Origin of the sequence: Glaciimonas sp. Gout2 (assembly GCF_035018905.1) — a bacterium.
GTDB lineage: Bacteria > Pseudomonadota > Gammaproteobacteria > Burkholderiales > Burkholderiaceae_D > Glaciimonas.
In genome coordinates this window covers 496,790-519,792 of record NZ_JASJXA010000001.1, presented here as the reverse complement: position 1 = coordinate 519,792, position 23,003 = coordinate 496,790, and the positions used below count along the sequence as shown (strand labels likewise).

The following is a 23,003-nucleotide window of genomic DNA, read 5'->3' as shown; positions in this document are numbered from 1 at the left end:
ATTTTCGGACCAAATGCGATGAGTTGCTGCAAGGAATGCTGGCACGTTGTTTGCGTATAGTAGATTACGCGCCAATGCTGGCGCTTCTGGATATGGCCAACGGCGGTCTGTCCAACTAAGACAAAGGTGTCTTCCCGCAATGATTTGCTCATTGTGGGACGATGCCTTTTTTGTTGCCAAAACAAAGTGGAGCTACAGCAATGGAATCAAAAGTCGCAGTGCCTGAGAGCGCTCCAGCTAGGTTAGAAAATGTTAAGCGCCGTCAACTCATTCAAACAGCGACGATTGCCGCAGGAGCCAGTATGTTGGGATTAGCTAGTAGCGGCGTTTGGGCAGCCGGCTCAGATAAGCCGGAAAAAACTGAGGTCAAGATCGGCTTTATTCCACTGACGGATTGCGCCTCTGTTGTCATGGCATCGGTGCTTGGTTTCGATAAAAAATACGGTATCAAAATTGTTCTGAGTAAAGAAGCCTCATGGGCTGGCGTGCGCGACAAGCTCTCCAATGGAGAGCTGGACGCCGCACACGTGCTTTCAGGTTTGATTTACGGCGTCCAAATGGGGATCGGCGGACAGAAAAAGGATATGGCTGTGTTGATGGGCCTCAATAACAATGGTCAAGCCATTACCTTGTCTAAAAAGCTGGCCGACAAAGGCGCTGTAGATGGACCATCGCTCGCAAAATTGATGGCTACCGACAAACGTGAATATACCTTCGCCCAGACATTTCCGACCGGGACGCACGCCATGTGGCTGTATTACTGGATGGCGGCGAACGGGATCAACCCGATGAAAGATGCAAAGGTCATCACGGTCCCGCCGCCGCAAATGGTGGCCAATATGCGGGTGGGAAATATGGATGGCTTTTGCGTTGGCGAGCCTTGGGGGCATCGTGCGATTGTTGATGGCGTCGGTATCACCGCCATCACTACGCAGGAAATCTGGAAAGATCATCCGGAAAAAGTATTAGGTACTACCGCCGAATTCGTGACGAAAAATCCGAACACTTGTCGCGCGCTGATTGCGGCCGTATTAGATGCCAGCAAATGGATTGATGAATCGCTGGCAAACAAGAACAAAATGGCAGAAACGATTGCCGATAAATCGTATGTTAATACCAGCAAAGATGTGATCGATCAGCGCATTATGGGGCGCTATCAGAACGGCCTTGGTAAGACTTGGGACGATCCTAATTACATGAAATTCTACAACGGCGGTTTGGTTAATTTCCCGTATCTGTCGGATGGCATGTGGTTCATGACGCAGCATCGCCGCTGGGGTTTGTTGAAGAGCGATCCCGACTATTTGGCCGTTGCTAAATCGGTGAGCCAGATCGACCTCTACAAAGAGGCTGCAACGATGACAAAAACGAGTGTGCCAAAGGATGTCATGCGCAGTTCAAAGTTGATGGATGGCGTTGTATGGGATGGAAAAGATCCTAAAGCCTATGCGGCTTCGTTCAAGATCAGAGCCTAAGCAGAAGCGTCGCTAAGCGGCATGGGCTATGTGAATGGCCCATTTCCTCATACACATATGCATGGCTGAACTGGAGACTGAATGCATCGGATCCAGAGCATCGATTAATTCAGGAGTGACAATGAACACAATCGCAAATTCCGCCACGTGTGTCAATGGCAACGCCTCGGCAGTTGAAAAAGTGGAAGTGGGCAACTCTACGATGCTGGATGCGGCGCATCCAGCAGCAACGATGGCAGAAACCGAACCTGAGATCATGAAGTTATCGGCCAGAACGATGCGCCGCCGCTCTACCATGAGTCCGGGTCTAACGGCGGTCCTTGCACCGTTATTTGGCCTGGCATTTATGATTCTGGTATGGCAATTGATCGCGATCAATAATAGCCAGTTTCCTACGCCGATGGTGACGTTGAAGGAGGCGATAAAATTATTTTCTGATCCGTTTTATCGCACGAGTCCCAATGATCAGGGGATCGGCTGGAATATTCTGGCGTCTTTACAGCGCGTGGGAATTGGATTCGGTCTGGCCGCTTTGGTCGGGATTCCACTGGGTTTCATCATTGGGCGTTTTAAGTTTATGTCCAGTATGTTCGGACCGATTATCAGCTTGCTGAAACCGGTTTCTCCTTTGGCCTGGTTACCGATTGGTTTACTGGTTTTCAAGTCAGCCAATCCGGCCGCCATCTGGTCGATTTTCATTTGCTCAATCTGGCCGATGGTGATCAACACCGCAGTGGGCGTTCAACGTGTGCCGCAGGATTATATGAACGTCGCGCGCGTACTAAATTTATCCGAATGGAAGATCGTCACCAAGATACTTTTCCCCTCGGTTTTGCCGTACATGCTGACGGGTGTGCGGCTAGCGATAGGGACGGCGTGGTTAGTGATTGTCGCCGCCGAAATGTTGACTGGTGGAGTCGGTATCGGATTCTGGGTGTGGGATGAATGGAATAATTTAAACGTTCCTCATATCATCATTGCGATTGTCGTGATCGGCGTGGTTGGGCTCCTGTTGGAACAGCTTCTGGTGGCGCTGGCGAAGGCGTTTACTTACGAGGAAGTCAGTACCTGATTGGATGTATAGACTCGAAGGATTGGCTGATGAATTGCAGCGGTAGCCGATCCTTCGAGTTCTGCTCCGGGTTATCAATAGACAGTAATAACTATGTGGTTTAAATACTGCATATAGATAACTGCAAAGCATCGACACAAAACATCGAAACAAGGGGAAAAAAATGGCACTCCGTGACGAAAAATTTATTAATATTCATCAGGCCGAAATGGTGTTTCACACGCGCAAAGGTGACTTCCACGCGTTACGTGAAATTAATCTGACAGTGCAAAAAGGTGAGTTCGTCACACTGATTGGCCACTCAGGATGTGGCAAGTCAACTTTGCTTAATCTCATTGCTGGCCTGTTGCAGCCGAGCACTGGTGTTTTATTATGTGCAAATCGTGAAATTGCCGGACCATCGCCTGAGCGCGCTGTCGTGTTTCAAAATCATTCTTTGTTGCCATGGCTGAGTTGTTACGAAAATGTATTTCTCGGCGTTGAGCGGGTATTTTCTGCAACTGAAAATAAGGCCAGACTGAAAGATCGCACTAACGCAGCATTGGCGCTAGTCGGTTTGGCGACGTCGGCGCAAAAACGTCCGAATGAAATTTCGGGTGGTATGAAGCAGCGAGTCGGCATCGCTCGGGCCTTGGCAATGGAACCCAAAGTGTTGCTGATGGATGAGCCGTTCGGTGCCTTGGATGCATTGACGCGCGCCCACCTCCAAGATGAGTTGCTGAAAATCGTTGCGAAAACTGAGTCGACGGTGGTGATGGTGACGCATGACGTTGATGAGGCTGTATTGCTTTCTGATCGGATCGTCATGATGACCAATGGACCTGCAGCAACCATCGGTGAAATTGTCGATGTACGCTTGCCGCGCCCGCGTGACAGAGTGATACTCGCTCAGGATGCGTTATATGCAGAATACAGAACCACTGTGTTGGAGTTCTTATATCGCAAGCAAGTCCGCTCCACGGAACAGGCAGCCTGATCAACGACAAAAACAGCGATCGGCGACGCCATTCATAAACGGTTGATATGTAAACAGTTGAATGCGTGGCGCAGCGCCCTGTAAAATGTGGGCAAAATGCCCACCACGCCCTTATCCTCAGCAGAACACTTCCTTGATGTCATCGACTGGCGACAGCCTTGGCTCGCACCACTGCGTGCGTGCGGTGCGCTAATCGGCATCCACGACTGGCGTTTGGCGATTAACACCATTGCGGGCGAGCGCGATGTACGCAATCATCGCGGCTTCCCGATTGTTTTTGTGCCGCAAGCGGCTTTACCTTCTGCCACTGCCTATGAAGCCTTCATTGGCGAGACAGGCAGCGTACCGACGCGTGAAAATTTGCATGATTTTTTTAATGCATTGATATGGCTATCGTTCCCGCTGAGCAAAGCGCGTCTGAATGCGCTGCAAGCAACTGAATTGTCCAAGGCTGGTACGTTATCGGGCAGCGGTAAACTACGTGGCGCAGCGCGCGACGCGGCGACTATTTTTGATGAGAATGCTGCCTTTCTGGTGGTGCGCGAAGGTCCCGTCGGTGGCATATTGGTTGCGGCGCTGAGAGAGCACCATTGGTCCGAGGCTTTCGTTTCACAACGCCCGACCTTTAGTGCCGCCGATGCGCAGGTGTGGCTGTTCGGGCATGCGTTAGTGGAAAAACTGGTCAATCCCTATAAAGCCATTACTGCGCACACGTTCATATTGGTCGCGCCCGATAGTTTTTTTTCGCAAGACATTAACGCGAGAAGAAGCTGGATTGATCAACGTATCGCAGCACATTTAGTGGCGCACGGGATGACCATTGGCCAACTCACGCCATTGCCGGTGCTTGGAGTACCGGACTGGTGCGCCAATCAGGATCAAGCGTTTTATGATGATGTCGCCGTGTTTCGACCAAAACGCAGGCAGGTGTTGTAGGAAATCACTGCGCCGCCTGATAAAATCAGGTCATTACATTCGATGAGTGCGCAATAATTATGCAATTCTTAGACAAAGTGATTGTTGATTTCGATCGTGCCTTGCGGGTGATGGGTGGCATTGCATCAGCATCGCGTCCTAACCCCGCATCGCAAGTAGTTGACGTTGTATTGGACGCCGATCAGCAGCGTCACAGCGCCGGTTTGATGCGCGTTAATCATGTCGGTGAAGTCTGCGCGCAAGCGCTGTATGACGCACAAGGTCGATTTGCACAAGCGCAAACCGTCAAACAACAATTTGCAGAAGCTGGGCGCGAAGAAGAAGATCATTTGGCCTGGACAGCAGAGCGTTTGCGTGAACTAGGTTCGCATATCAGTTTGCTGAACCCGCTCTGGTATGTCGGCGCATACGCTCTGGGAACCGTCGCTGCGCGATTGGGAGATGCACGCAGTCTTGGGTTTGTTGCTGAAACAGAGCGCCAGGTTGAGGCACATCTGACCAGTCATCTGACTGAATTGCCAGAACAAGATGCAAAATCGCGTGCAATCGTGATCAAAATGCGGGAGGACGAAATGTCGCATGGAGCCGCTGCTAAAGCCTTGGGAGGGACGGATCTTCCGTTGCCTGCGAAAAAGGCAATGCAGGTCATGTCGAAGGTCATGACGAGCATTGCTTATTATATTTAGCGCAGATGTTGTGGGTAGACGGACTTGTTCAGTTCGGCGGGAGAGTGAGGTATGACGACACTTTTACCGGAACGCCGCACCTTTTGCCTTACTTTGCCATTCATTAGTTGAGTTGAACCTTGCTGGTCTTCCCGCCCGATTTCTCGCTTAACTGGTTGGCGGAAGCTCTGCCAAATCGTCGACGATCTCATAAGAGTGTGTCATTTCCGCCATCTTTTCCAGCATGATCGATGCTGAGCAATATTTTTCATGCGACAACTTAATAGCACGTTCCACGACGTTTGGTTTCAGGTTACGGCCACGTACGGTGAAATGGAAATTAATCTTGGTAAATACTTTAGGGTCTTTTTCGGCCCTTTCGGACGTCATCTTGACCTCGCAACCGCGAATATCTTGCCCGCTTTTCCGCAGGATGAGTACGACATCGTAGGCGGTGCAGCCGCCAGTCCCGGCCAATACTAGTTCCATCGGGCGCGGTGCCAGGTTACGACCGCCGCCATCGGGTGCGCCGTCCATCGTTACTGCGTGACCTGAGCCTGTCTCAGCCAAAAACGTCATGCCGGACAAGCCTGTCCAGCGTACTGTGCATTCCATATGTTCTCGCTGAATATGTAAAAGATGGCGCTAGTTTAACTGCTCTTGTTGTTTGTGGTTTGACGATGAGCGCATTGATCTGGCCTGCGCGGTAATAAAACAAGCAAAAAAGATAAAATGTTGCGTCGCATCATTTTATCTTTAGAGAAACGTATATGGTTAGTCAAAAAATGAGCAATATGAACTATGCGGATGGGTTATCTATAGATAAAACTTGCAAATTTGAGTACAAATTTAATTTGTAGTTTTGTTCTTGCGCTGCACAATTTCGTCTGCTAGTATGGATTGATTGGTTGTTGCTTTCGAAGCTGGCGACCAACAATGTCTCCTCCACTCTCCTCGTAGTGTGGATTCAAACCCGAAAAAGCTGTTTCGGGTTTTTTTTTGCTAGCTGTATAAATGTACTTCGCCTCCCTACAAGCCGCTTGCAGCGGCCAAAATTACAACAGTTTCGTGCGCTGCTTGGGAAAACTCGGTAGTTACATCAATGAATTTGACGCCAAGTCCTTGAAAACGTTATAATTTACGACTTTTCCGTTTGCTCAGGAAAAGATTACAAGGCAGAGTCTGGCGTTAAAAGCAACACAACAGCACCAATATTGCGGTGCGGTTGATAGTGCCGGAACCACCATTTGAGCAAATTAAACTAGTTAGGAAGTCAACATGAAAACTTTTTCCGCTAAAGGACATGAAGTCCAGCGTAATTGGTACGTGGTTGACGCGACGGACAAAGTCCTCGGACGTGTTGCCAGCGAAGTGGCACTCCGATTGCGCGGCAAACACAAACCTGAATTTACTCCGCACGTCGACACTGGCGATTTCATCGTCGTTATCAACGCTGGCAAATTGCGTGTAACTGGCGCAAAAGCAACCGACAAGACGTATTTCCGTCACTCCGGTTACCCAGGCGGTATCTACGAAACCAATTTCCAGAAAATGCAACAGCGTTTTCCAGGTCGTGCGCTAGAAAAAGCGGTCAAGGGCATGTTGCCTAAAGGCCCGCTTGGCTACGCCATGATCAAGAAGCTGAAAGTGTACGCAGATGGTTCCCATCCGCACGCTGCGCAGCAACCACTAGTACTTGAACTCTAAGGAATCGACATGATCGGTAACTATAATTACGGAACCGGCCGTCGCAAGAGTGCAGTTGCGCGCGTCTTCATCAAGTCCGGCTCAGGTCAAATCATCGTCAACGGCAAGCCAGCGAATGAGTATTTTTCGCGCGAAACCGGTTTGATGGTTATTCGTCAACCATTGGTCCTGACTAACAATGTCGAAACTTTCGACATCAAAGTCAATGTCAGCGGTGGCGGCGAGTCTGGTCAAGCTGGCGCGGTGCGCCACGGCATCACTCGTGCATTGATCGACTACGACGCAACTTTGAAACCAGAACTGTCAAAAGCTGGCTTCGTAACACGTGATGCACGTGAAGTTGAGCGTAAAAAAGTCGGTCTGCGCAAAGCACGTCGGGCAAAACAATTCTCGAAGCGTTAATATTTGCTTCTGGAATCAAGAAAAACCGCCTGGCTTACGCCCGGCGGTTTTTTTTTACTTGTGTGGATCGGATTGTAGAAGCAACATAATATTTTGCAGTCGGAAAAAAGCAGCAAACGTGTGCGTGAGATGGTTATCCAGTGCAAAAAAAAGGCCTTGGTATGGCCGTATTAGTATCTCAACTAAGTACTGGTTAATATACCAATTAAGTTGCCAGATAATTCTCCGACGGGCGCAATTTGAAGTTGTCGCTTAATATTTTGCCTAATTTCACAGGGTAAATGTCGGTCTATGGAAAGTTGTTTCTACGAGGCTGCTAAAATGCAGCGTTATTCCAATCTTTCGGCGCTACTCGCGTAGATAGAGGGTGATAATTTGGAATTAATGTGCAATCAAATGTTATAACGGGTTGGCACTCATGTTGCCGTATTGTTTTCATGCAAGGACAAAAAAATGATTAAGGTTGGAATTGTTGGTGGCACTGGATATACCGGTGTCGAGTTGCTGCGTTTGTTAGCAACCCATCCTCAAGTGCAACTTATGGCGGTCACCTCACGAAAAGAGGATGGAACGCCGATTGCTGACATGTATCCGTCTTTGCGCGGCCGCATTGCGTTGTCCTTTTCAAGCCCTGAAAATGCCCACCTGGAAGCATGCGATGTCGTATTCTTTGCAACCCCGCACGGCGTCGCGATGGCGCAAGCGCCGGCGTTGCTGGCAGCAGGCGTTAAAGTCATCGATCTGGCTGCAGATTTCCGGTTGCAGGACACGGCAGTATTTGAAAAATGGTACAAACTATCGCACAACTGCCCTGATTTGCTGAGAGAAGCAGTTTACGGCTTGCCGGAGTTGAATCGTGCAGCGATTAAAGAGGCGCGTATTGTCGGCAATCCCGGTTGCTATCCAACGACTATGCAGTTGGGACTCGCGCCGCTGCTAAAAGCCGGAGTAATTGATGCTTCAAATCTCATTGCCGATTGTAAATCAGGCGTTTCGGGAGCTGGTCGTAAAGCGGAGGTGACAATGTTATTCTCCGAGGCGAGTGACAATTTCAAAGCTTACGGTGTATCGGGTCATCGACATTTACCCGAGACGCTGGAACAGTTGTCCAAGCTAACGAAAGATAAAGTTGGCTTGCTGTTCACACCGCATCTGGTGCCTATGATTCGTGGCATGCACTCCACGATATACACACGTCTGAATCAAAAAATCGATAACGTTGCGTTGCAAGCGCTGTTTGAAGATACTTACAAAGATGAGCCTTTCGTTGATGTGATGCCTTTTGGTGCGCATCCCGAGACGCGCTCCACACGCGGATCGAATATGTTGCGTATTGCATTGCATCGTCCGAATGATGGCGATACCGTCGTGGTGCTTGTGGTTCAGGATAATCTGGTGAAGGGGTCATCTGGTCAGGCCGTTCAATGTATGAATTTGATGTTCGGTCTGGAAGAGACGACCGGTTTGATGCACGTTCCTGTCATGCCATGACGGCGGGGGATTATCAGCGCGGGAAATCTTTCGTCTTGGTGCGATGAAGAAGACGTTATGGCGACGACGGATGTCGATTTCAGCGCCCAAAATGAGTGTCAAAAGTCATTTTCCATGGCCGTTGAAAATTGTTTCTTTAGTGGTGATGATTGGAGTAGCGGTCGCGCTAACGTTTTGGGTCTATGAATCCGGTCGAAAATCTGCTGGCGCTCATATGAGCGCTGCCGAGAGTACGCGTACCGTGTCCGAACTAAAATCACAGGTTGTCGAGCTGAGCGCAGAGCGAGATCGTTTTTCCAGCGTTGTAAATGCATCGGAGAGCCAGTCGAATATTGCGCAGGCAACGCAAGTCCAGCTAAGTAAGCAGATCGCAACGCTGGAAGCGAATAATGCCAAACTGAAAGAGGATTTGGCATTTTTCGAGGGCTTGCTACCCACAGCCACTGGCGGAGATGGTATTGCGATCCAGCGCTTGAGTCTTCAGTTAATGTCGCCGACACAGTTGCGTTACCGCGCTTTGATTATGCAAGGTGGCAAAGTAGGGCGGGATTTTATTGGCGACGTTCAGATAATTGTGACTTTAACAGTGCGCGGCAAGAGCGTCGTGTTGTCCTTTCCGGAGCAAAATACGAATACAGTGGAGAAAGCGGGCTTTCAGCTCGACTTCAAATATTATCAGCGTGTTGACGGTGTATTAACGCTCCCGGATGGCGCGGTGGTTAAAACGTTGCAAGCAAAAGTACGCCAAAGAGGTAGGGTTCTTGCTCAGCAAACCGCAGATATTTAGCGTGGTCTTGTTTCTATTGTTCGCTCCGTTAATATGGCGCAGTATAGTAGCTCTGGGAAATATACTACTACCCGTTGGCATCAGAGGAATCACATGTTTAACCGTAAAGCAAAAAGCACAATCGATAGTTTGATTGGTGCAATGACAAGTATTCATGGCGATGTGCACTTCAAGGGTGGTCTGCGCATTGATGGGCACATTAAAGGAAATATTCTGGCCGAAGAGGGTTTAAGCTCGATGCTGGTGATTTCAGAGAAGGCTAAAGTAGAAGGCGAGATACGGGTTGCGCATCTGGTGGTCAACGGTGAGATAGTTGGAAACGTTTACTCTTCTGAGCTGCTTGAATTACAGCCAAAAGCCCGCATAACTGGAGATGTAAGTTACAAAGTGCTTGAAATGCACAGCGGCGCACTGGTGAGTGGAAAGTTGACGCATGATCAAGTGACTGAACCAGCGTTAAAGTTGCTGGAAACGCGCGTAGTGCCTCAGATTGCGCAAACGTTATCGATACCCGAGTTACCGAATGGCACAGAGGCCGCATAAAAAATGTGACTTAGCGTATAAGTAGATTCGGGTATGCGTAAAGAGTAGTGTAAATAACGGGCTTTAGTGGTGGCGATGCGACAATCTGCATGATTGCTGCTAAAAGTCTATAATGACGTATTGTATGTTCCCGCAGGAGCTAGAAATGAATGCTGTCGCTGAAATCCAAGACGTTGTATCCCCGATTCTTTTTTCTGATAGTGCGGCCTCGAAAGTGGCGCAACTAATCGAGGAAGAGGGCAATCCAGATTTAAAATTGCGCGTTTTTGTGCAAGGTGGTGGTTGCTCCGGCTTCCAATATGGTTTCACATTTGATGAAATCGTCAATGAAGATGACACTACCATGAGCAAGAACGGCGTCCAGTTATTGATTGACTCCATGAGTTATCAATATTTGGTTGGTGCTGAAATTGACTACAAAGACGATCTTGAAGGCGCGCAATTCGTCATCAAAAATCCAAATGCGACCACTACTTGCGGTTGCGGATCGTCCTTTTCAGCTTAGTTTTAGTGTTGAATTGTGTGGAAAACGGCTACATGAAAATGTCTGGCTGATTGATCGCGCAATTTGCAATCATTTTGGTCGTCAAGAAATCAAAAGACACTTAAGTTATTAACTTAAGTGTCTTTTTGTATGTGCCCCAGTCACTCTACAGTTGGTGTTTGGAGTACGTTATCCCGCTGGATACAGTGCTCCCAAAATACGTGGTCCGACCGCACCAGTCACAGCGGGGAGATTTCCAGGTAGTCGCAGATCAAAACGTTGGGCTAACCAAGCGAACGCTAACGCTTCCACGTGATTCGGTGCAATACCGAGCGCTTCCGTCGATTCTACCTGGACCACTAAACCACGTTTTCCCAGTGCGCGGCCTAACATCTGCATGAGATAAGGGTTATAGGCACCGCCTCCGCAAACGACGACCAACCTGACGTCGGGGGCGTGTAATGCAATTGCGTCGGCGATAGTTGAGGCGGTTAGAGCGGCCAGCGTAGCCTGTACATCCGCAGGTGAAAACTGTGGGAATAGCGATAGTTTTGCTGCTAACCAAGCTTCATGAAACAGGTCGCGGCCGGTACTTTTCGGTGGCGGCAGAGCAAAGTAAGGCTCGTCAAGACAGGCTTTTAAGAGTAACGGGATCACAGTGCCGCCAGCCGCCCACGCGCCATTTTCATCGTAATCCTTGCCTTGGTTCAGCTTTACCCATAGATCCATTAATACGTTGCCAGGGCCGGTGTCAAAGCCGATATCGAGAGCGTTTCCTCCCTCCTTGGTTTGTTGGCGCAGGATGCTGATATTCGCCACGCCACCAATGTTGACAACCACGCGGGTTTCCGCAGGATTGGCAAACACGGCTTGGTGGAAGGCTGGCACCAAAGGCGCGCCTTGACCGCCAGCGGCAATATCGCGGCTACGAAAATCAGCAATCACGTCGATTCCGGTAAGTTCGGCCAATAGTGAGGGATTGTTGGTTTGGCGGGTAAAGCCCAACTCTGGTCGATGGCGGATAGTTTGACCGTGCACACCAATAGCACGCACTTGATCGGCGCGCAGACCAGCATCGATCAATAGGCGCTCCACGCAGGCCGCGCAGTGTGTTGCTAACGTATTGGCGACCAGCGATTCACGCTCAATTTCATTGTCGCCAGCTTGTTGCAACGTCATTAACTCCCTGCGTAACGCCGCAGAAAAAGGCACATAGGCTGACGCCAGCGTTGTTGCCCGATGTTGGTTGACGACATCGTTCGGGAATGACGCCATGACACCGTCGATGCCATCCAGGCTAGTGCCCGACATCAGACCAATGAATAAAGTGGTATTCGCGTTGTGCGTAGTCATAAAAAACCCGTTGTTGGATCACCTGATTTTACAAGGACTGATCCATCAACGGGCTTTTTGAGTTGCCGGAAGGCTTAATAAACTATTGCAACCGTCAGGATTTAGCCGCTATTGGGGCAATTTTATTGAGTGCGGTCTTCGTATCTGGCTGTAGCAGGTCGAAGCGATGTGACATATCGTTTGCTACAGCGCGAAAACGTTGAAGCTTCGGACCAGCGAGCGCTTGCATCGTTGGCGCAACGACGGTCATCGGATCGAGTGGTTTATCGGCGACACGGTATTCGTAATGCAAATGTGGTCCGGTAGCCCATCCAGTCATACCAACAAAGCCGACGACGTCGCCTTGACTGATTTTGCTGCCACGGCGGAAACCTGTTGCGAAGCGGCTCATGTGCGCATAAACGGTGGAAATATTGCCAGCATGTTTAAGGATTACCACATTACCGTAGCCATTTTGCACACCGACGAAATCAACTACGCCATCACTTGCTGCATGGATAGGCGTTCCGGTTGGGGCCGCAAAATCGACGCCGCTATGCATTTTCCAGCCACCCAAAATCGGGTGCGTACGCATGGAAAATCCTGAAGAAATACGAGTGAACGCCAATGGAGATTTTAAAAATGCTTGCTTCAGTGACGAGCCGTCAAAGCCATAATAGCCACCGCCTTGCGTGCTCTTGGCATCGTCAAACCAGACTGCCTGAAAAGTTTTCCCGCCGTTGACGAATTCGCCTGCGAGTATGCGGCCAGCACGCACAAACTGACCGTTTTGCCAAAAAGTCTCGTAGGCAACGTTAAACCGATCACCACGCTTCAGGTCGGACGAAAAATTAATGTTGGTGCCGAACATATCGATGATCTGGGCCGAAACCGTATCGGGAATTTCTGCATCATCGGTCGCTGCAAATAGTGATGAGCGGATGACGCCAGAATGCATTTCAATGCGTTTTTCTAAGTTGGAGGTTTCTTCTGTGGCACTAAATTTGTCACCGTTGCGCGTTACTATCAGATTTTTAGGCGCATCTCCGTCTGTACGGGTAGCGCGCATCCACTGTAAATCGCCTTCAGTATCGGTTTGAGCCTGTACCATGCTGCCCGGCTTGAGGCGTAACATGTTGCGAGCGATAGCATCGGATTTAATAAAATTTGCAGCGGCGGCGTCGTTAATGCCAAGTCGGGTCATCAGTGCGGCTAATGTATCGCCCGCACGCATTTTATCTTCGGCGACGTAGAGGTGATCCTGGGATTCTAGCGCAGTGACTTGCTGCTGTAGACTTGGCAGCTTGAGTTCTTCTGCGATGGCTCTGACGTGAATATCAGAACTCTCTGGCGTGATCGGTGATACTCCAGCAGCGCCGAAGGCGCAGACGACGAGAAACAAGGCGGAAGCCGAAACAATGCGGGTTTTACGTGATGAACCGGTCAACAGCTTTAAGCTGGGACGAATGTTCATGAATTTATCTTTAAAGGACATGGAGCTATACGTTAAAATTTGCCGTTTGTACCGATTCTCGTTAATGTTCTTGTGTTGACAGACACTATGGCAGGGGTTTTAGGGAATCGAGGATTATATCAGATCACAATTTGCTAGTAATAAAAATGTCAAATAATTAACTTTTCGAGTTCTTTCAGGTATTACATGGACCTTTTATCCGACGTGAGCGCCGTTGTGAGCGTCAACTTCGTATTCGCTTTGTTTGAGCTTTGTTATTACGCTTTGTAATTGAGTTTCGTCGCTGAACTTTGCCGTCCAGCTTAATGCACTAAATTTTAGAACTTACTAGGCTACACACAAGAAATAAACTATGTCTTTATCCCCAAATACCACGCCTGCGTTGTCTGCGAACGCAGCACCCGAAAACAAAACACTGATCCTTTCCGATAAGGTACAGGAAGCATTGGCTATCGCCAAACGCGGTACGGAGGAGCTGCTGATTGAAGCGGATTTTGCACGCAAATTGCAGCGCTCGGAGCAAACGGGTAAGCCTCTTCGGATTAAACTCGGACTCGATCCCACCGCGCCGGATTTACATCTTGGTCACACCGTCGTTCTCAACAAGATGCGTCAGTTGCAGGATCTGGGTCATCAGGTCATCTTCCTGATTGGTGATTTTACCTCGATGATCGGTGACCCATCAGGGCGCAACATCACGCGTCCGCCATTGACACGTGAACAGATCGAAGAAAACGCCAAGAGTTATTTTGCCCAGGCCAGCCTGGTGCTGGACGGAGAGCGCACCGAAATTCGCTACAACTCGGAGTGGTCCGATAAGTTGGGCGCGCGCGGCATGATTCAGTTATCGGCCAAATACACAGTCGCCCGGATTCTGGAGCGAGAAGACTTTACCAAACGCTATAAGGCTGGTACGCCGATTTCTGTGCACGAGCTGCTTTACCCTTTGATGCAAGGTTACGACTCTGTTGCGTTGGAATCCGATCTCGAATTAGGTGGCACTGACCAAAAATTCAATCTGCTGGTCGGGCGCGAACTGCAAAAAGATTATGGACAAGAGCCGCAATGTATTCTCACCATGCCGCTGTTGGAAGGCTTGGATGGCATCGAAAAAATGTCGAAATCCAAGGGAAATTACATCGGTATTACAGAACCCGGCAACACCATGTTCGCAAAAATCATGAGTATTTCGGATGTCATGATGTGGCGTTATTATGAGTTGCTGTCGTTTAAATCGCTGGCCGATATCGCGGGATATAAGGCGCAAGTTGCTGGCGGTCAGAATCCGCGTGATATCAAGGTCGCACTGGCCCAGGAAATCGTAGCCCGTTTTCACAGCCAGCAAGCGGCAGAAGACGCGCTTGCCGATTTCAACAATCGGGCCAAAGGGGGAATTCCAGACGATATCCCGGAAGTCAGCATTAGTGGCGCACCGATGGGTATTGGCCAGTTACTCAAGCAAGCCAATTTGTGTCCATCCAGTTCTGAAGCTTTACGCATGGTGGAGCAAGGCGGGGTGCGGATTGATGGCGTGGTGATTAGTGATAAAGCATTGAAAGTTGATGCCGGTACACTCGTAGTTCAGGTGGGAAAGCGTAAATTTGCACGTGTCACTTTGCGCTAAGTCCGATCCTTACATAGCGTTGTAAAGCGAGCGTTTTACAACCTGATTAATTTTTAATGCAAGGCGGCTTAATTTGATCGGACTCATTCAGCGCGTAAGTGATGCCAGCGTGGTGGTCGATTCAGTGACTATCGGAAGGATTGATGTCGGACTCATGGTGCTGGTGTGCGCTGAGCGAGGCGATACGGAAAAACAGGCCGATGCGTTACTGACAAAAATACTCGGTTATCGCGTATTTTCCGATGCTGCTGGCAAGATGAATCGCAGCGTCATTGACGTTGCCGGTGGATTGTTGTTAGTGCCGCAATTCACCTTGGCTGCGGATACTAACTCGGGAACGCGCCCATCCTTTACACCCGCCGCAACGCCGGATGACGGTCGGCGCTTGTTCAGTTATTTCGTGACCCAAGCCGCGACCAGGCATGCGGACGTTGCGACAGGTTTATTCGGTGCTGATATGAAAGTGACGCTGACGAATGATGGCCCTGTGACGTTTTGGCTGCAAATTAAGCCGCCGACGGTGACGGTTGCTTGATTTTCTGCGACTGATCGAACGTGTTGTGAGCAAAAGGTAATAAATTGGAGAGCGTGTTTCAGGTTTTTTTTGCATGATATTCAGAAGCACTATTCCACGTAGTACGGATTCCAACAGGCGCGCATGCAGACCACAGAAATTTTATTGATTCGCCACGGCGAAACAGACTGGAATAAAGACAAGCGGCTACAAGGGCACCTCGATATTGCGCTTAATGCGGAAGGTCAGCGCCAAGCGCAAGCACTTAGCGCTTGTTTGGCTGAGTTGACGTTGGATGCTGTTTTTTCGAGTGACTTGCAGCGCGCTCGCGACACTGCTCAACCGTTGGCAGCACAGCATGGATTGACGCTGGACGTTCATGCTGACCTAAGGGAACGTTGTTATGGCGTGATGGAGGGATTGCGACGTCCTGAAATTGCAGAGCGCTACCCGGAGGCTTTTAATGCATTGAATACACGGGAATTGGATGTGCGTTATCCGCCCGGTGTCAATGTGGCTGAGACGCTAAACGAGTTTTCGGAGCGCGCAATGGGTGCAATGCAACGGATACTTGGCAACACCAGCCACCGTAGGATTGCTATGGTCAGCCACGGAGGATTTCTCGATTGTATTTATCGCCATATTGAGAATAGGACGATGAGAGAGATGCGAAAGTTCGATATTTTGAATGCCAGTATCAATCGCCTTGTATGGACCGGCGCGCAACTAAAACTGGTCGACTGGGGCGATGTCAGCCATTTAAGGTATTTGAATAACATTGCTCTGGATGAGATAGATCGTTAAGTCATTGATCGCCAAACAATCGGTTCGTTGTTCCGCATGATGAAATGTAAATGTGACGTTCTTTCGGTTGTTCCTGACAAGCATCTCAATGCGTAAGTTGGTTAGTACGCACGGTAATATCCGCCAATTAGACCAATTGTTTGTGCTAATCTTCTCGAGTGGGATCACCATAAAACATTCGGGGCTAGCATGAAATTCAGTTTGTTTTCCTCCTGTGCGCAACGCGCAGCTGCTGTGCTCCGCGCATCTGGACTTAGTCCGCCCGGCGCACCGCTCGTGGCGGCGGATGACAGCCTGTTACAGCCGTCAAATGTTGCCTTACTTGATACAGAGCGCCGTAATGCAGAGCGTCTCTCTACAGAGCGTCTCTCTACAGAGCGTCTCTCTACAGAGCGTCTCTCTACAGAGCGTCTCCATACCGAGCGTCAAAAATTAAATGGCGTGCTGCATCAATTATTGCGCGAGTCCGCTCAAGGAAGCGGGGATCGCAAAAGTTTGCAGCGCGTTTGTGAAGTGATTTTATCGGCAACAAAAAAATTGCGTCTGGTGTGGATTGGGTTTTGTCCCGACGATGCCGCGGCGATGATTGTGCCGGTCGCGTTCACGGGGCCGTCTATGGCCGAATCTTCTACATGGGCTTTGCCCAAAGATAGTTTCGATTTTATTGCCCCTTACACCCAGGTTGTTGATTGGCACGCCGCGCAAGAGTCTGAATTTCACGCATTATTTTCGCCTTGGCAGCACAATCAACAGTACTGTTCGGTGACTAATGCTTTAGCGATTCCTTTGCGCGCAGAAAAGTCCAAAATGCGTGGCATGATTGTGTTTTATGCCGATGATTCTTGCTATTTTAATGATATTGGAATGGCTTCATTTCAGGGCCTTGCACATATTTGTGAAGTGATCTGGAAGCAATCTCATCTCACCTTTCTGCTTACTCAACATGCGCGTCTGGATCGCTTGACCGGATTATTGAACCGGCAAAGAATCGCGCGTGCGTTTGAGCGCAATGCCGCCCTCAGCGCCAAGGTCAATTCGACCCAAGCTTTATCAATCATATACTGCTGTTTACATGATTTTAACAAGCTTAGTGCTTTGTACGGATGGGTCGCCGCCGACAATATGCTGGCTTCTTTTGCCAAGGCGACGCTGTCCCAGATGCGGGAGAAAGATCAGGGAGGCCGATGGGGTAGTACCGAATTTTTGTACGTATTGCCCGGCGCAGATGCTGCGTTGGCGGAAGATTTGATGATGGCGTTTATTACCTATTTCAAGGAGTCGCCAGTCGTCGCAGATAATTGGTCGATTCGCATGGGGTTTTCGGTCGGCGCGGCGACTTACGGGATTGACGGTACTGGATTAGATGAGTTGTTGCAGCATGCGAGCCAAAATATGCGCAATTCGGCGACACCAACTGTGGCTTATGACAGTCCAGCATATAAAGATGTCGTGCGATGGCGCACTGCTGCGTCTGTACTCAATACGTCTTCTGAGTCTGGTCCGTCAGAATGATGCCTGATGGAATGAATTACCACAATAATTGAAATAATCAGGTTTGCAGGGAGGACGACCATCACAATTTAGCGCGATTATTCTCATTCGCGATAAAATATGGTCTTTCTACGTTTAACGCTCATCTTGCGCGACCTACATTGCCGTGAATATTGGCCCGTACCTGCTCCGTAATAATATCTTTGTAGCACCGATGGCGGGTGTTACAGATCGCCCTTTTCGACAACTTTGCAAAGAGTTAGGGGCGGGCTATGCAGTTTCCGAGATGGCAGCATCTAATCCGCGCCTATGGAAGACTGAAAAAACCTCACGCCGCATCAATCACGATGGTGAGATGGCACCTCGGGCAGTTCAGATTGCCGGTGCTGACCCGGTCATGATGGCGGAGTGCGCCAAATACAACGTTGATCACGGCGCTCAGGTGATTGATATCAATATGGGCTGCCCGGTCAAAAAAGTGTGCAACAGCTGGTGTGGGTCGGCTTTATTGCAAGATGAAAAATTGGTGGTGCGTATTTTGGAGGCGGTAGTGGCAGCGGTTGATGTGCCCGTGACATTAAAGTTTCGCACCGGCTGGGATCGTCTTAATAAGAACGCCCTGAATATCGCGCGCCTGGCTGAAGAGAGTGGAATCGCCATGTTAACGTTGCATGGAAGAACCCGGGCCGATGCGTATCGCGGCGATGCCGAGTACGTCACTATCGCGGCTGTGAAGGCTGCGGTGTCGATTCCAGTGGTCGCAAATGGTGACATTACGACCCCTGAGAAGGCACGTCAGGTATTGGAAATGACCAAGGCTGATGCCATTATGATTGGTCGCGCCGCGCAAGGGCGACCATGGATATTTCGGGAGATTGACCATTATTTGCGGACGGGAACGTATTTGCCAGCGCCGTTGGTTAGCGAGGTCCAGCAGTTAATGGCCGAACATTTACGGGCGCATTATAGTTTTTATGGCACGTATTTAGGTGTCCGGACTGCGCGCAAACACATCGGTTGGTACGTTCGTGATCTGGCGGGTGGCGAAGAGTTTCGTCAGCGTATGAATTTGCTGGAAGATTGCGAGCAACAGCTTGCTGCGGTAAATAGCTTTTTTGAAATGCAGTTTGCGCATGGCGAGCGGTTACAATACGGTGTAGTAGCGCAGATGGCTGCTTGAAAAAAAGTGCTTGGATCAGCGTGACCATTGAGTAAAAGACTATGCGAACATCGTCAGTATTGTGAAAAATGCGGCCTGGATAAGATAAAAACACCACAAAAATACGACAAAAATATCGATTAAAGCAAGCCGAAACCGAGATTGAAGCCAAGATCGGATCGTGCTGGCTATGTGTTTTAGTCAAGTTAATAACCTCTAAGAATTAAAACAGCAAAGCGAAGAATGAGCAAAGAAAGTATTCAGGACGTTGTCAAGAAAAGCCTTGAGAAGTATTTTAAGGATTTGGGCGAGCAACCGCCGACCAATGTATATGACATGGTGATTTCCACCGTCGAAAAACCGGTGCTGGAAGCCGTCATTGCGCGCGCCGAGGGAAACCAGTCGCACGCGGCTGAGATGCTGGGAATTAATCGCAATACATTGCGTAAGAAACTACAGCAGCACGGTTTATTGTAATTTTTTCATCTCGAAACGAGCAAAACAAAAAGGTGTGGCAGATGCCGCAGGGCCGCGAACGTTTATATCCGCGTACAAGCAGCCATCCCTGCATGGCTGGTGACTAGCAAATCGCCCCGCACTGGTATCACGCCGACACATGCTGCTTTGTTTGTTCATTATTGTTAGCAACGTATTATTTCCCGAGTTCCCACCATGATTAAGCAAGCCCTCATATCTGTCTCCGACAAGACTGGCATTATCGAATTTTCCCGCGAGCTGATTGCATTGGGTGTAAATATTCTGTCGACCGGCGGCACTGCCAAGCTTTTGGCTGAAAACGGTATCAAGGTGACCGAAGTGGCAGATCACACCGGCTTTCCAGAAATGCTGGACGGACGCGTGAAGACCTTGCATCCTAAGGTGCATGGTGGCATTTTAGCCCGGCGTGATTTCCCGGCGCATGTCAGCGCATTGGCTGAGCATCAGATACCGCTCATCGATATGGTGGTGGTCAATCTCTATCCTTTTCAGCAAACTATTGCAAAAGACCAATGCACATTGGAAGATGCGATTGAGAACATCGACATCGGCGGCCCCGCCATGTTGCGTTCGTCCGCTAAAAATCATAAAGATGTGATCGTGCTGTGCGATCCAACCGACTACGCCAGGGTCTTGACCGAGTTGAAGGCGAATGAGGGCGAGGCGACTTATGAGACCAAATTTACGTTGGCGAAGAAGGTTTTCGCACACACTGCCCAATACGATGGCGCAATCACCAACTACTTCACTTCTCTTGGTGAAGATAAGCAGCACGTGACGCGTAGCGCATATCCAACCACGCTCAATTTGCATTTCGAAAAAGTACAAGAAATGCGTTATGGTGAAAATCCACACCAATCAGCGGCGTTTTATCGCGACATTCAACCGATTGAAGGCGCGCTGGCGAATTATCGTCAATTGCAGGGAAAAGAACTATCCTTCAACAACATCGCCGATGCCGATGCTGCGTGGGAATGTGTAAAGAGTTTCGACGAAACGGCTTGTGTCATCGTAAAACATGCGAATCCATGCGGTGTGGCGGTTGGCACGTCCACGTTAGAGGCTTACAGTAAAGCATTGCAAACCGATCCGACCTCGGCTTTCGGCGGCATTATTGCGTTTAATCAACAGGTCGACGGTAATGCGGCTGAAGCAGTCGCCAAACAATTTGTTGAAGTCGTCATTGCGCCATCGTTTACGGATCAAGCCAAGCAAATTTTCGCTGCCAAACAAAATGTTCGCGTTTTGGAAATTCCACTCGGTAACGCACGTAATATCCATGACATTAAGCGTGTCGGTGGCGGCTTGCTGGTGCAAGCACCAGATGCAAAAAATGTTACCTTGGCAGAAATCAAGGTAGCCAGCAAAAAACAACCGACTCCTCAACAGTTGCAAGACCTGATGTTTGCCTGGCGCGTTGCCAAGTTCGTTAAATCGAACGCCATTGTTTTTTGTGGAAATGGCATGACGCTGGGTGTTGGCGCTGGTCAAATGAGTCGGGTCGATTCTGCACGCATCGCATCGATCAAAGCCCAAAACGGCGGGTTGTCGCTGGTCGGCTCGGCGGTTGCTTCAGACGCGTTCTTCCCGTTCCGTGATGGCCTCGATGTTGTTGTTAACGCTGGCGCCACCTGTGTGATTCAGCCAGGTGGTTCGATGCGCGACCAGGAAGTGATTGATGCTGCCGATGAACATGGCGTCGTCATGCTATTGACTGGCATTCGCCATTTCCGTCATTAAGTTGCCGCTAACAAGTTGCTGTAACCGACTAAGTTAATCGACTAAGTTAATCCGAGATAGCAACAAGGTAGTTGTTATAAACTTCGCAGCCATCTTGACCGGTCGTTTTATCCGGTCTGGTTGGTTGTAATCAATGAGCGTATTCAGCGGGCACGAAGGCCTGGCTTGAGTTTTCGCACGACGATTTATCGATCCGTATGATTTACACAGATAGAAGCTTTGCTGAGGTAGTCCGTTAACTATGAGAATCCTCGGTATTGATCCCGGTTTGCGTACCACTGGCTTTGGCGTTATTGACAAGCAAGGACACAAACTTGCCTACGTGGCATCCGGCACGATCAAGACACCGGACGCCAGTTTGCCGGAGCGTCTGAAAGTTATTTTGGCCAGTGTCTCCGAAGTGGTAAAGACTTATTCGCCGGACTGCTCGGCAATAGAGATCGTTTTTGTTAATGTAAATCCACAATCCACGCTGCTACTGGGTCAGGCCCGTGGTGCTGCAATTTGCGCGCTGGTTAGTGCTGATTTACCTGTCGCCGAATATACCGCTTTGCAAATCAAGCAAGCGGTAGCGGGGCACGGTAAAGCACAAAAGCAACAAGTCCAGGATATGGTCCAACGTTTACTGTCTCTGCCGGGTTTGCCGGGGACTGATGCTGCCGACGCCCTGGCCGTAGCGATTTGTCATGCGCACTCGGGGGATGCACTTGCAGCACTGGCGGCGCTTGCACCCTCGTTGGCGAAAAAAGGATTACGTGTAAAGGGTGGTCGTTTGATCGGGTAAATACCTTCGGTGTACTCAGGGCACTGGAAAGCGATACGACCGTCATTTTTTTGCCGAATTGGTGATAATCTTATTTTTGCAATATCGTTTTAATCTTGGCTTCAGTTTACCTTAATGTGTTTTTCTTCATGCTTTTTCTATTTTTTTCGCTATCCCAAAATCTGACTTCTTCCTCTGTCCTTTTTACCCTCCCAATTTGAATTGCTTATTGACTCGGTGCACCTGCGATGAACTCTTCTTTTCGAGTTTGTGTCCAGTTGTGGTCAAAATCCGAATTGCATTAGTCAAAAAATGCACAATTTAAGAGCGCATAAGACACCACTAAACACATGTGTTTATCTCATAAGAAACTTTTATAGTATTCGGTAAGTCCTTCATTAATAGAGGTATTTGGTTTTTTGTGGTTTCGAGGTTTTGTCGGCAAAGTTACGCTAAGTCATTGACTTTACACAAAAATTTGCAATTTACATGGACTAAATGGCTTGACCTCTTATAAGGCATACTCTAAAGTGGGTGGCAGTGTGAAAAAGTGTGTTTTTGTGGGGCGTTTTTGTTGCTCATAAAAACATTTTTTGCGCTGTTCACAGTATTCAACAAGGAGTCTGCGGTGTTTCAGGGTGCGTCAGCATTAAATCTCGATGCGAAAGGACGGATGTCAGTACCGTCAAAGCATCGTGACGCGCTGACCGTTCAATGCGAGGGTCGCCTGACCGTCACCAAACACCCGCACGGCTGCCTGCTTCTATTTCCACGTCCGACATGGGAGACCCACCGCGAGAAAATAGCGGCGTGGCCAATGTCGGCGCGTGCCTGGCAACGTATTTTTCTTGGAAATGCTTCTGATGTTGAACTCGATTCTGCCGGGCGCATTTTGATCGCTCCGGAATTACGCGTCGCAGTTGGTCTATCGCGAGAAGTAATGTTGTTAGGTATGGGAAGCCATTTCGAGATTTGGGATGCAGCCAAACTGGCTGAAAGCGAGTCGCAAGCAGTTGCGGCTGGCATGCCCGATGTTTTAAGTAACTTTTCATTCTGACTGCGCCAA

General features: G+C 49.3%; 23 protein-coding genes. 20 read left to right on the top strand and 3 right to left on the bottom strand.

Features of this window, described 5'->3' with window-relative positions; genetic code table 11:
- The first annotated feature begins 200 nt into the window (after window positions 1-200).
- The 5 genes from QN379_RS02355 (at window position 201) to coq7 (ending at window position 5,145) form a co-directional block, all read left to right on the top strand.
- Complete coding sequence (locus QN379_RS02355; RefSeq protein WP_323505869.1) at window positions 201-1,475, top strand: CmpA/NrtA family ABC transporter substrate-binding protein; 1,275 nt, start codon at window positions 201-203, stop codon at window positions 1,473-1,475.
- Window positions 1,476-1,752: 277 nt separating this feature from the next.
- Complete coding sequence (gene ntrB / locus QN379_RS02350; protein WP_322240385.1) at window positions 1,753-2,547, top strand: nitrate ABC transporter permease; 795 nt, start codon at window positions 1,753-1,755, stop codon at window positions 2,545-2,547.
- A gap of 163 nt (window positions 2,548-2,710) precedes the next feature.
- Window positions 2,711-3,523: an ABC transporter ATP-binding protein gene (locus tag QN379_RS02345; protein WP_322235276.1), complete on the top strand. Its 813-nt coding sequence runs from the start codon at window positions 2,711-2,713 to the stop codon at window positions 3,521-3,523.
- 96 nt (window positions 3,524-3,619) lie between these two features.
- On the top strand, window positions 3,620-4,459 hold the full coding sequence (locus QN379_RS02340) for a DUF3025 domain-containing protein (RefSeq protein ID WP_322235279.1): 840 nt from the start codon (window positions 3,620-3,622) through the stop codon (window positions 4,457-4,459).
- Between the two features lie 59 nt (window positions 4,460-4,518).
- Window positions 4,519-5,145 carry a 2-polyprenyl-3-methyl-6-methoxy-1,4-benzoquinone monooxygenase gene (coq7, locus tag QN379_RS02335; RefSeq protein ID WP_322235282.1) on the top strand — a complete coding sequence of 209 codons (627 nt, stop codon included), beginning with the start codon at window positions 4,519-4,521 and terminating at the stop codon, window positions 5,143-5,145.
- A 147-nt stretch (window positions 5,146-5,292) separates the two neighbouring features.
- Here the strand turns inward: coq7 and QN379_RS02330 are convergent, their stop codons facing one another.
- Complete coding sequence (locus tag QN379_RS02330; RefSeq protein ID WP_323505868.1) at window positions 5,293-5,739, bottom strand: OsmC family protein; 447 nt, start codon at window positions 5,737-5,739, stop codon at window positions 5,293-5,295.
- 663 nt (window positions 5,740-6,402) lie between these two features.
- Between QN379_RS02330 and rplM the strand changes: the two genes are divergently transcribed.
- The 6 genes from rplM to erpA all read left to right on the top strand — a co-directional run bounded on the left by rplM (window position 6,403) and on the right by erpA (window position 10,559).
- Complete coding sequence (gene rplM / locus QN379_RS02325) at window positions 6,403-6,831, top strand: 50S ribosomal protein L13 (protein WP_108442890.1); 429 nt, start codon at window positions 6,403-6,405, stop codon at window positions 6,829-6,831.
- Window positions 6,832-6,840: 9 nt separating this feature from the next.
- Entirely contained in the window at window positions 6,841-7,233 is a 393-nt protein-coding gene (gene rpsI / locus QN379_RS02320) for a 30S ribosomal protein S9 (RefSeq protein WP_108442889.1), read from the top strand.
- 453 nt (window positions 7,234-7,686) lie between these two features.
- Window positions 7,687-8,724 carry an N-acetyl-gamma-glutamyl-phosphate reductase gene (argC, locus tag QN379_RS02315; RefSeq protein ID WP_323505867.1) on the top strand — a complete coding sequence of 346 codons (1,038 nt, stop codon included), beginning with the start codon at window positions 7,687-7,689 and terminating at the stop codon, window positions 8,722-8,724.
- A gap of 91 nt (window positions 8,725-8,815) precedes the next feature.
- Window positions 8,816-9,511 (top strand): DUF6776 family protein, encoded by a 696-nt coding sequence (locus QN379_RS02310; protein WP_323505866.1) that lies wholly within the window; start codon window positions 8,816-8,818, stop codon window positions 9,509-9,511.
- Window positions 9,512-9,604: 93 nt separating this feature from the next.
- The gene (locus tag QN379_RS02305) at window positions 9,605-10,054 is read left to right on the top strand and encodes a polymer-forming cytoskeletal protein (protein WP_323505865.1); all 450 of its coding nucleotides are present in this window, start codon (window positions 9,605-9,607) and stop codon (window positions 10,052-10,054) included.
- A 145-nt stretch (window positions 10,055-10,199) separates the two neighbouring features.
- Window positions 10,200-10,559: an iron-sulfur cluster insertion protein ErpA gene (gene erpA, locus QN379_RS02300; RefSeq protein ID WP_322235297.1), complete on the top strand. Its 360-nt coding sequence runs from the start codon at window positions 10,200-10,202 to the stop codon at window positions 10,557-10,559.
- 168 nt (window positions 10,560-10,727) lie between these two features.
- On the opposite strand, the gene QN379_RS02295 is transcribed toward erpA, so the two are convergent.
- Window positions 10,728-11,891, bottom strand: coding sequence for an anhydro-N-acetylmuramic acid kinase (locus QN379_RS02295; protein WP_323505864.1), 1,164 nt, complete (start codon window positions 11,889-11,891; stop codon window positions 10,728-10,730).
- Window positions 11,892-11,985: 94 nt separating this feature from the next.
- A complete protein-coding gene (locus QN379_RS02290; protein WP_322235301.1) occupies window positions 11,986-13,344 on the bottom strand; it encodes a M23 family metallopeptidase in 1,359 nt (452 codons plus the stop codon).
- Window positions 13,345-13,696: 352 nt separating this feature from the next.
- On the opposite strand from QN379_RS02290, the gene tyrS reads away from it, so the two are divergent.
- The 9 genes from tyrS (at window position 13,697) to mraZ (ending at window position 22,994) form a co-directional block, all read left to right on the top strand.
- A complete protein-coding gene (gene tyrS, locus QN379_RS02285; RefSeq protein ID WP_322235304.1) occupies window positions 13,697-14,968 on the top strand; it encodes a tyrosine--tRNA ligase in 1,272 nt (423 codons plus the stop codon).
- Window positions 14,969-15,041: 73 nt separating this feature from the next.
- The gene (gene dtd, locus QN379_RS02280) at window positions 15,042-15,503 is read left to right on the top strand and encodes a D-aminoacyl-tRNA deacylase (protein ID WP_322235306.1); all 462 of its coding nucleotides are present in this window, start codon (window positions 15,042-15,044) and stop codon (window positions 15,501-15,503) included.
- Between the two features lie 123 nt (window positions 15,504-15,626).
- On the top strand, window positions 15,627-16,286 hold the full coding sequence (locus QN379_RS02275; RefSeq protein WP_323505863.1) for a histidine phosphatase family protein: 660 nt from the start codon (window positions 15,627-15,629) through the stop codon (window positions 16,284-16,286).
- A gap of 189 nt (window positions 16,287-16,475) precedes the next feature.
- Window positions 16,476-17,798, top strand: a complete 1,323-nt coding sequence (locus QN379_RS02270; protein ID WP_323505862.1) for a GGDEF domain-containing protein — start codon at window positions 16,476-16,478, stop codon at window positions 17,796-17,798.
- Window positions 17,799-17,943: 145 nt separating this feature from the next.
- Window positions 17,944-18,957 (top strand): tRNA dihydrouridine synthase DusB, encoded by a 1,014-nt coding sequence (gene dusB, locus QN379_RS02265; protein WP_322235313.1) that lies wholly within the window; start codon window positions 17,944-17,946, stop codon window positions 18,955-18,957.
- Between the two features lie 222 nt (window positions 18,958-19,179).
- Window positions 19,180-19,413, top strand: a complete 234-nt coding sequence (locus tag QN379_RS02260) for a Fis family transcriptional regulator (RefSeq protein WP_205322319.1) — start codon at window positions 19,180-19,182, stop codon at window positions 19,411-19,413.
- A 195-nt stretch (window positions 19,414-19,608) separates the two neighbouring features.
- Window positions 19,609-21,174 (top strand): bifunctional phosphoribosylaminoimidazolecarboxamide formyltransferase/IMP cyclohydrolase, encoded by a 1,566-nt coding sequence (gene purH / locus QN379_RS02255; RefSeq protein ID WP_322235317.1) that lies wholly within the window; start codon window positions 19,609-19,611, stop codon window positions 21,172-21,174.
- A gap of 241 nt (window positions 21,175-21,415) precedes the next feature.
- On the top strand, window positions 21,416-21,958 hold the full coding sequence (gene ruvC / locus QN379_RS02250) for a crossover junction endodeoxyribonuclease RuvC (RefSeq protein WP_322235320.1): 543 nt from the start codon (window positions 21,416-21,418) through the stop codon (window positions 21,956-21,958).
- Window positions 21,959-22,565: 607 nt separating this feature from the next.
- Window positions 22,566-22,994: a division/cell wall cluster transcriptional repressor MraZ gene (gene mraZ / locus QN379_RS02245; protein WP_322240388.1), complete on the top strand. Its 429-nt coding sequence runs from the start codon at window positions 22,566-22,568 to the stop codon at window positions 22,992-22,994.
- Window positions 22,995-23,003: the final 9 nt, after the last annotated feature.

Bases quoted from the DNA above. Each gene is read 5' to 3' on its own strand.
- QN379_RS02355 (WP_323505869.1), top strand. From the start codon at position 201: ATGGAATCAAAAGTCGCAGTGCCTGAGAGCGCTCCAGCTAGGTTAGAA.
- ntrB (WP_322240385.1), top strand. From the start codon at position 1,753: ATGCGCCGCCGCTCTACCATGAGTCCGGGTCTAACGGCGGTCCTTGCA.
- QN379_RS02345 (WP_322235276.1), top strand. From the start codon at position 2,711: ATGGCACTCCGTGACGAAAAATTTATTAATATTCATCAGGCCGAAATG.
- QN379_RS02340 (WP_322235279.1), top strand. From the start codon at position 3,620: ATGCCCACCACGCCCTTATCCTCAGCAGAACACTTCCTTGATGTCATC.
- coq7 (WP_322235282.1), top strand. From the start codon at position 4,519: ATGCAATTCTTAGACAAAGTGATTGTTGATTTCGATCGTGCCTTGCGG.
- QN379_RS02330 (WP_323505868.1), bottom strand. From the start codon at position 5,739: ATGGAATGCACAGTACGCTGGACAGGCTTGTCCGGCATGACGTTTTTG.
- rplM (WP_108442890.1), top strand. From the start codon at position 6,403: ATGAAAACTTTTTCCGCTAAAGGACATGAAGTCCAGCGTAATTGGTAC.
- rpsI (WP_108442889.1), top strand. From the start codon at position 6,841: ATGATCGGTAACTATAATTACGGAACCGGCCGTCGCAAGAGTGCAGTT.
- argC (WP_323505867.1), top strand. From the start codon at position 7,687: ATGATTAAGGTTGGAATTGTTGGTGGCACTGGATATACCGGTGTCGAG.
- QN379_RS02310 (WP_323505866.1), top strand. From the start codon at position 8,816: ATGAGTGTCAAAAGTCATTTTCCATGGCCGTTGAAAATTGTTTCTTTA.
- QN379_RS02305 (WP_323505865.1), top strand. From the start codon at position 9,605: ATGTTTAACCGTAAAGCAAAAAGCACAATCGATAGTTTGATTGGTGCA.
- erpA (WP_322235297.1), top strand. From the start codon at position 10,200: ATGAATGCTGTCGCTGAAATCCAAGACGTTGTATCCCCGATTCTTTTT.
- QN379_RS02295 (WP_323505864.1), bottom strand. From the start codon at position 11,891: ATGACTACGCACAACGCGAATACCACTTTATTCATTGGTCTGATGTCG.
- QN379_RS02290 (WP_322235301.1), bottom strand. From the start codon at position 13,344: ATGAACATTCGTCCCAGCTTAAAGCTGTTGACCGGTTCATCACGTAAA.
- tyrS (WP_322235304.1), top strand. From the start codon at position 13,697: ATGTCTTTATCCCCAAATACCACGCCTGCGTTGTCTGCGAACGCAGCA.
- QN379_RS02275 (WP_323505863.1), top strand. From the start codon at position 15,627: ATGCAGACCACAGAAATTTTATTGATTCGCCACGGCGAAACAGACTGG.
- QN379_RS02270 (WP_323505862.1), top strand. From the start codon at position 16,476: ATGAAATTCAGTTTGTTTTCCTCCTGTGCGCAACGCGCAGCTGCTGTG.
- QN379_RS02260 (WP_205322319.1), top strand. From the start codon at position 19,180: ATGAGCAAAGAAAGTATTCAGGACGTTGTCAAGAAAAGCCTTGAGAAG.
- purH (WP_322235317.1), top strand. From the start codon at position 19,609: ATGATTAAGCAAGCCCTCATATCTGTCTCCGACAAGACTGGCATTATC.
- ruvC (WP_322235320.1), top strand. From the start codon at position 21,416: ATGAGAATCCTCGGTATTGATCCCGGTTTGCGTACCACTGGCTTTGGC.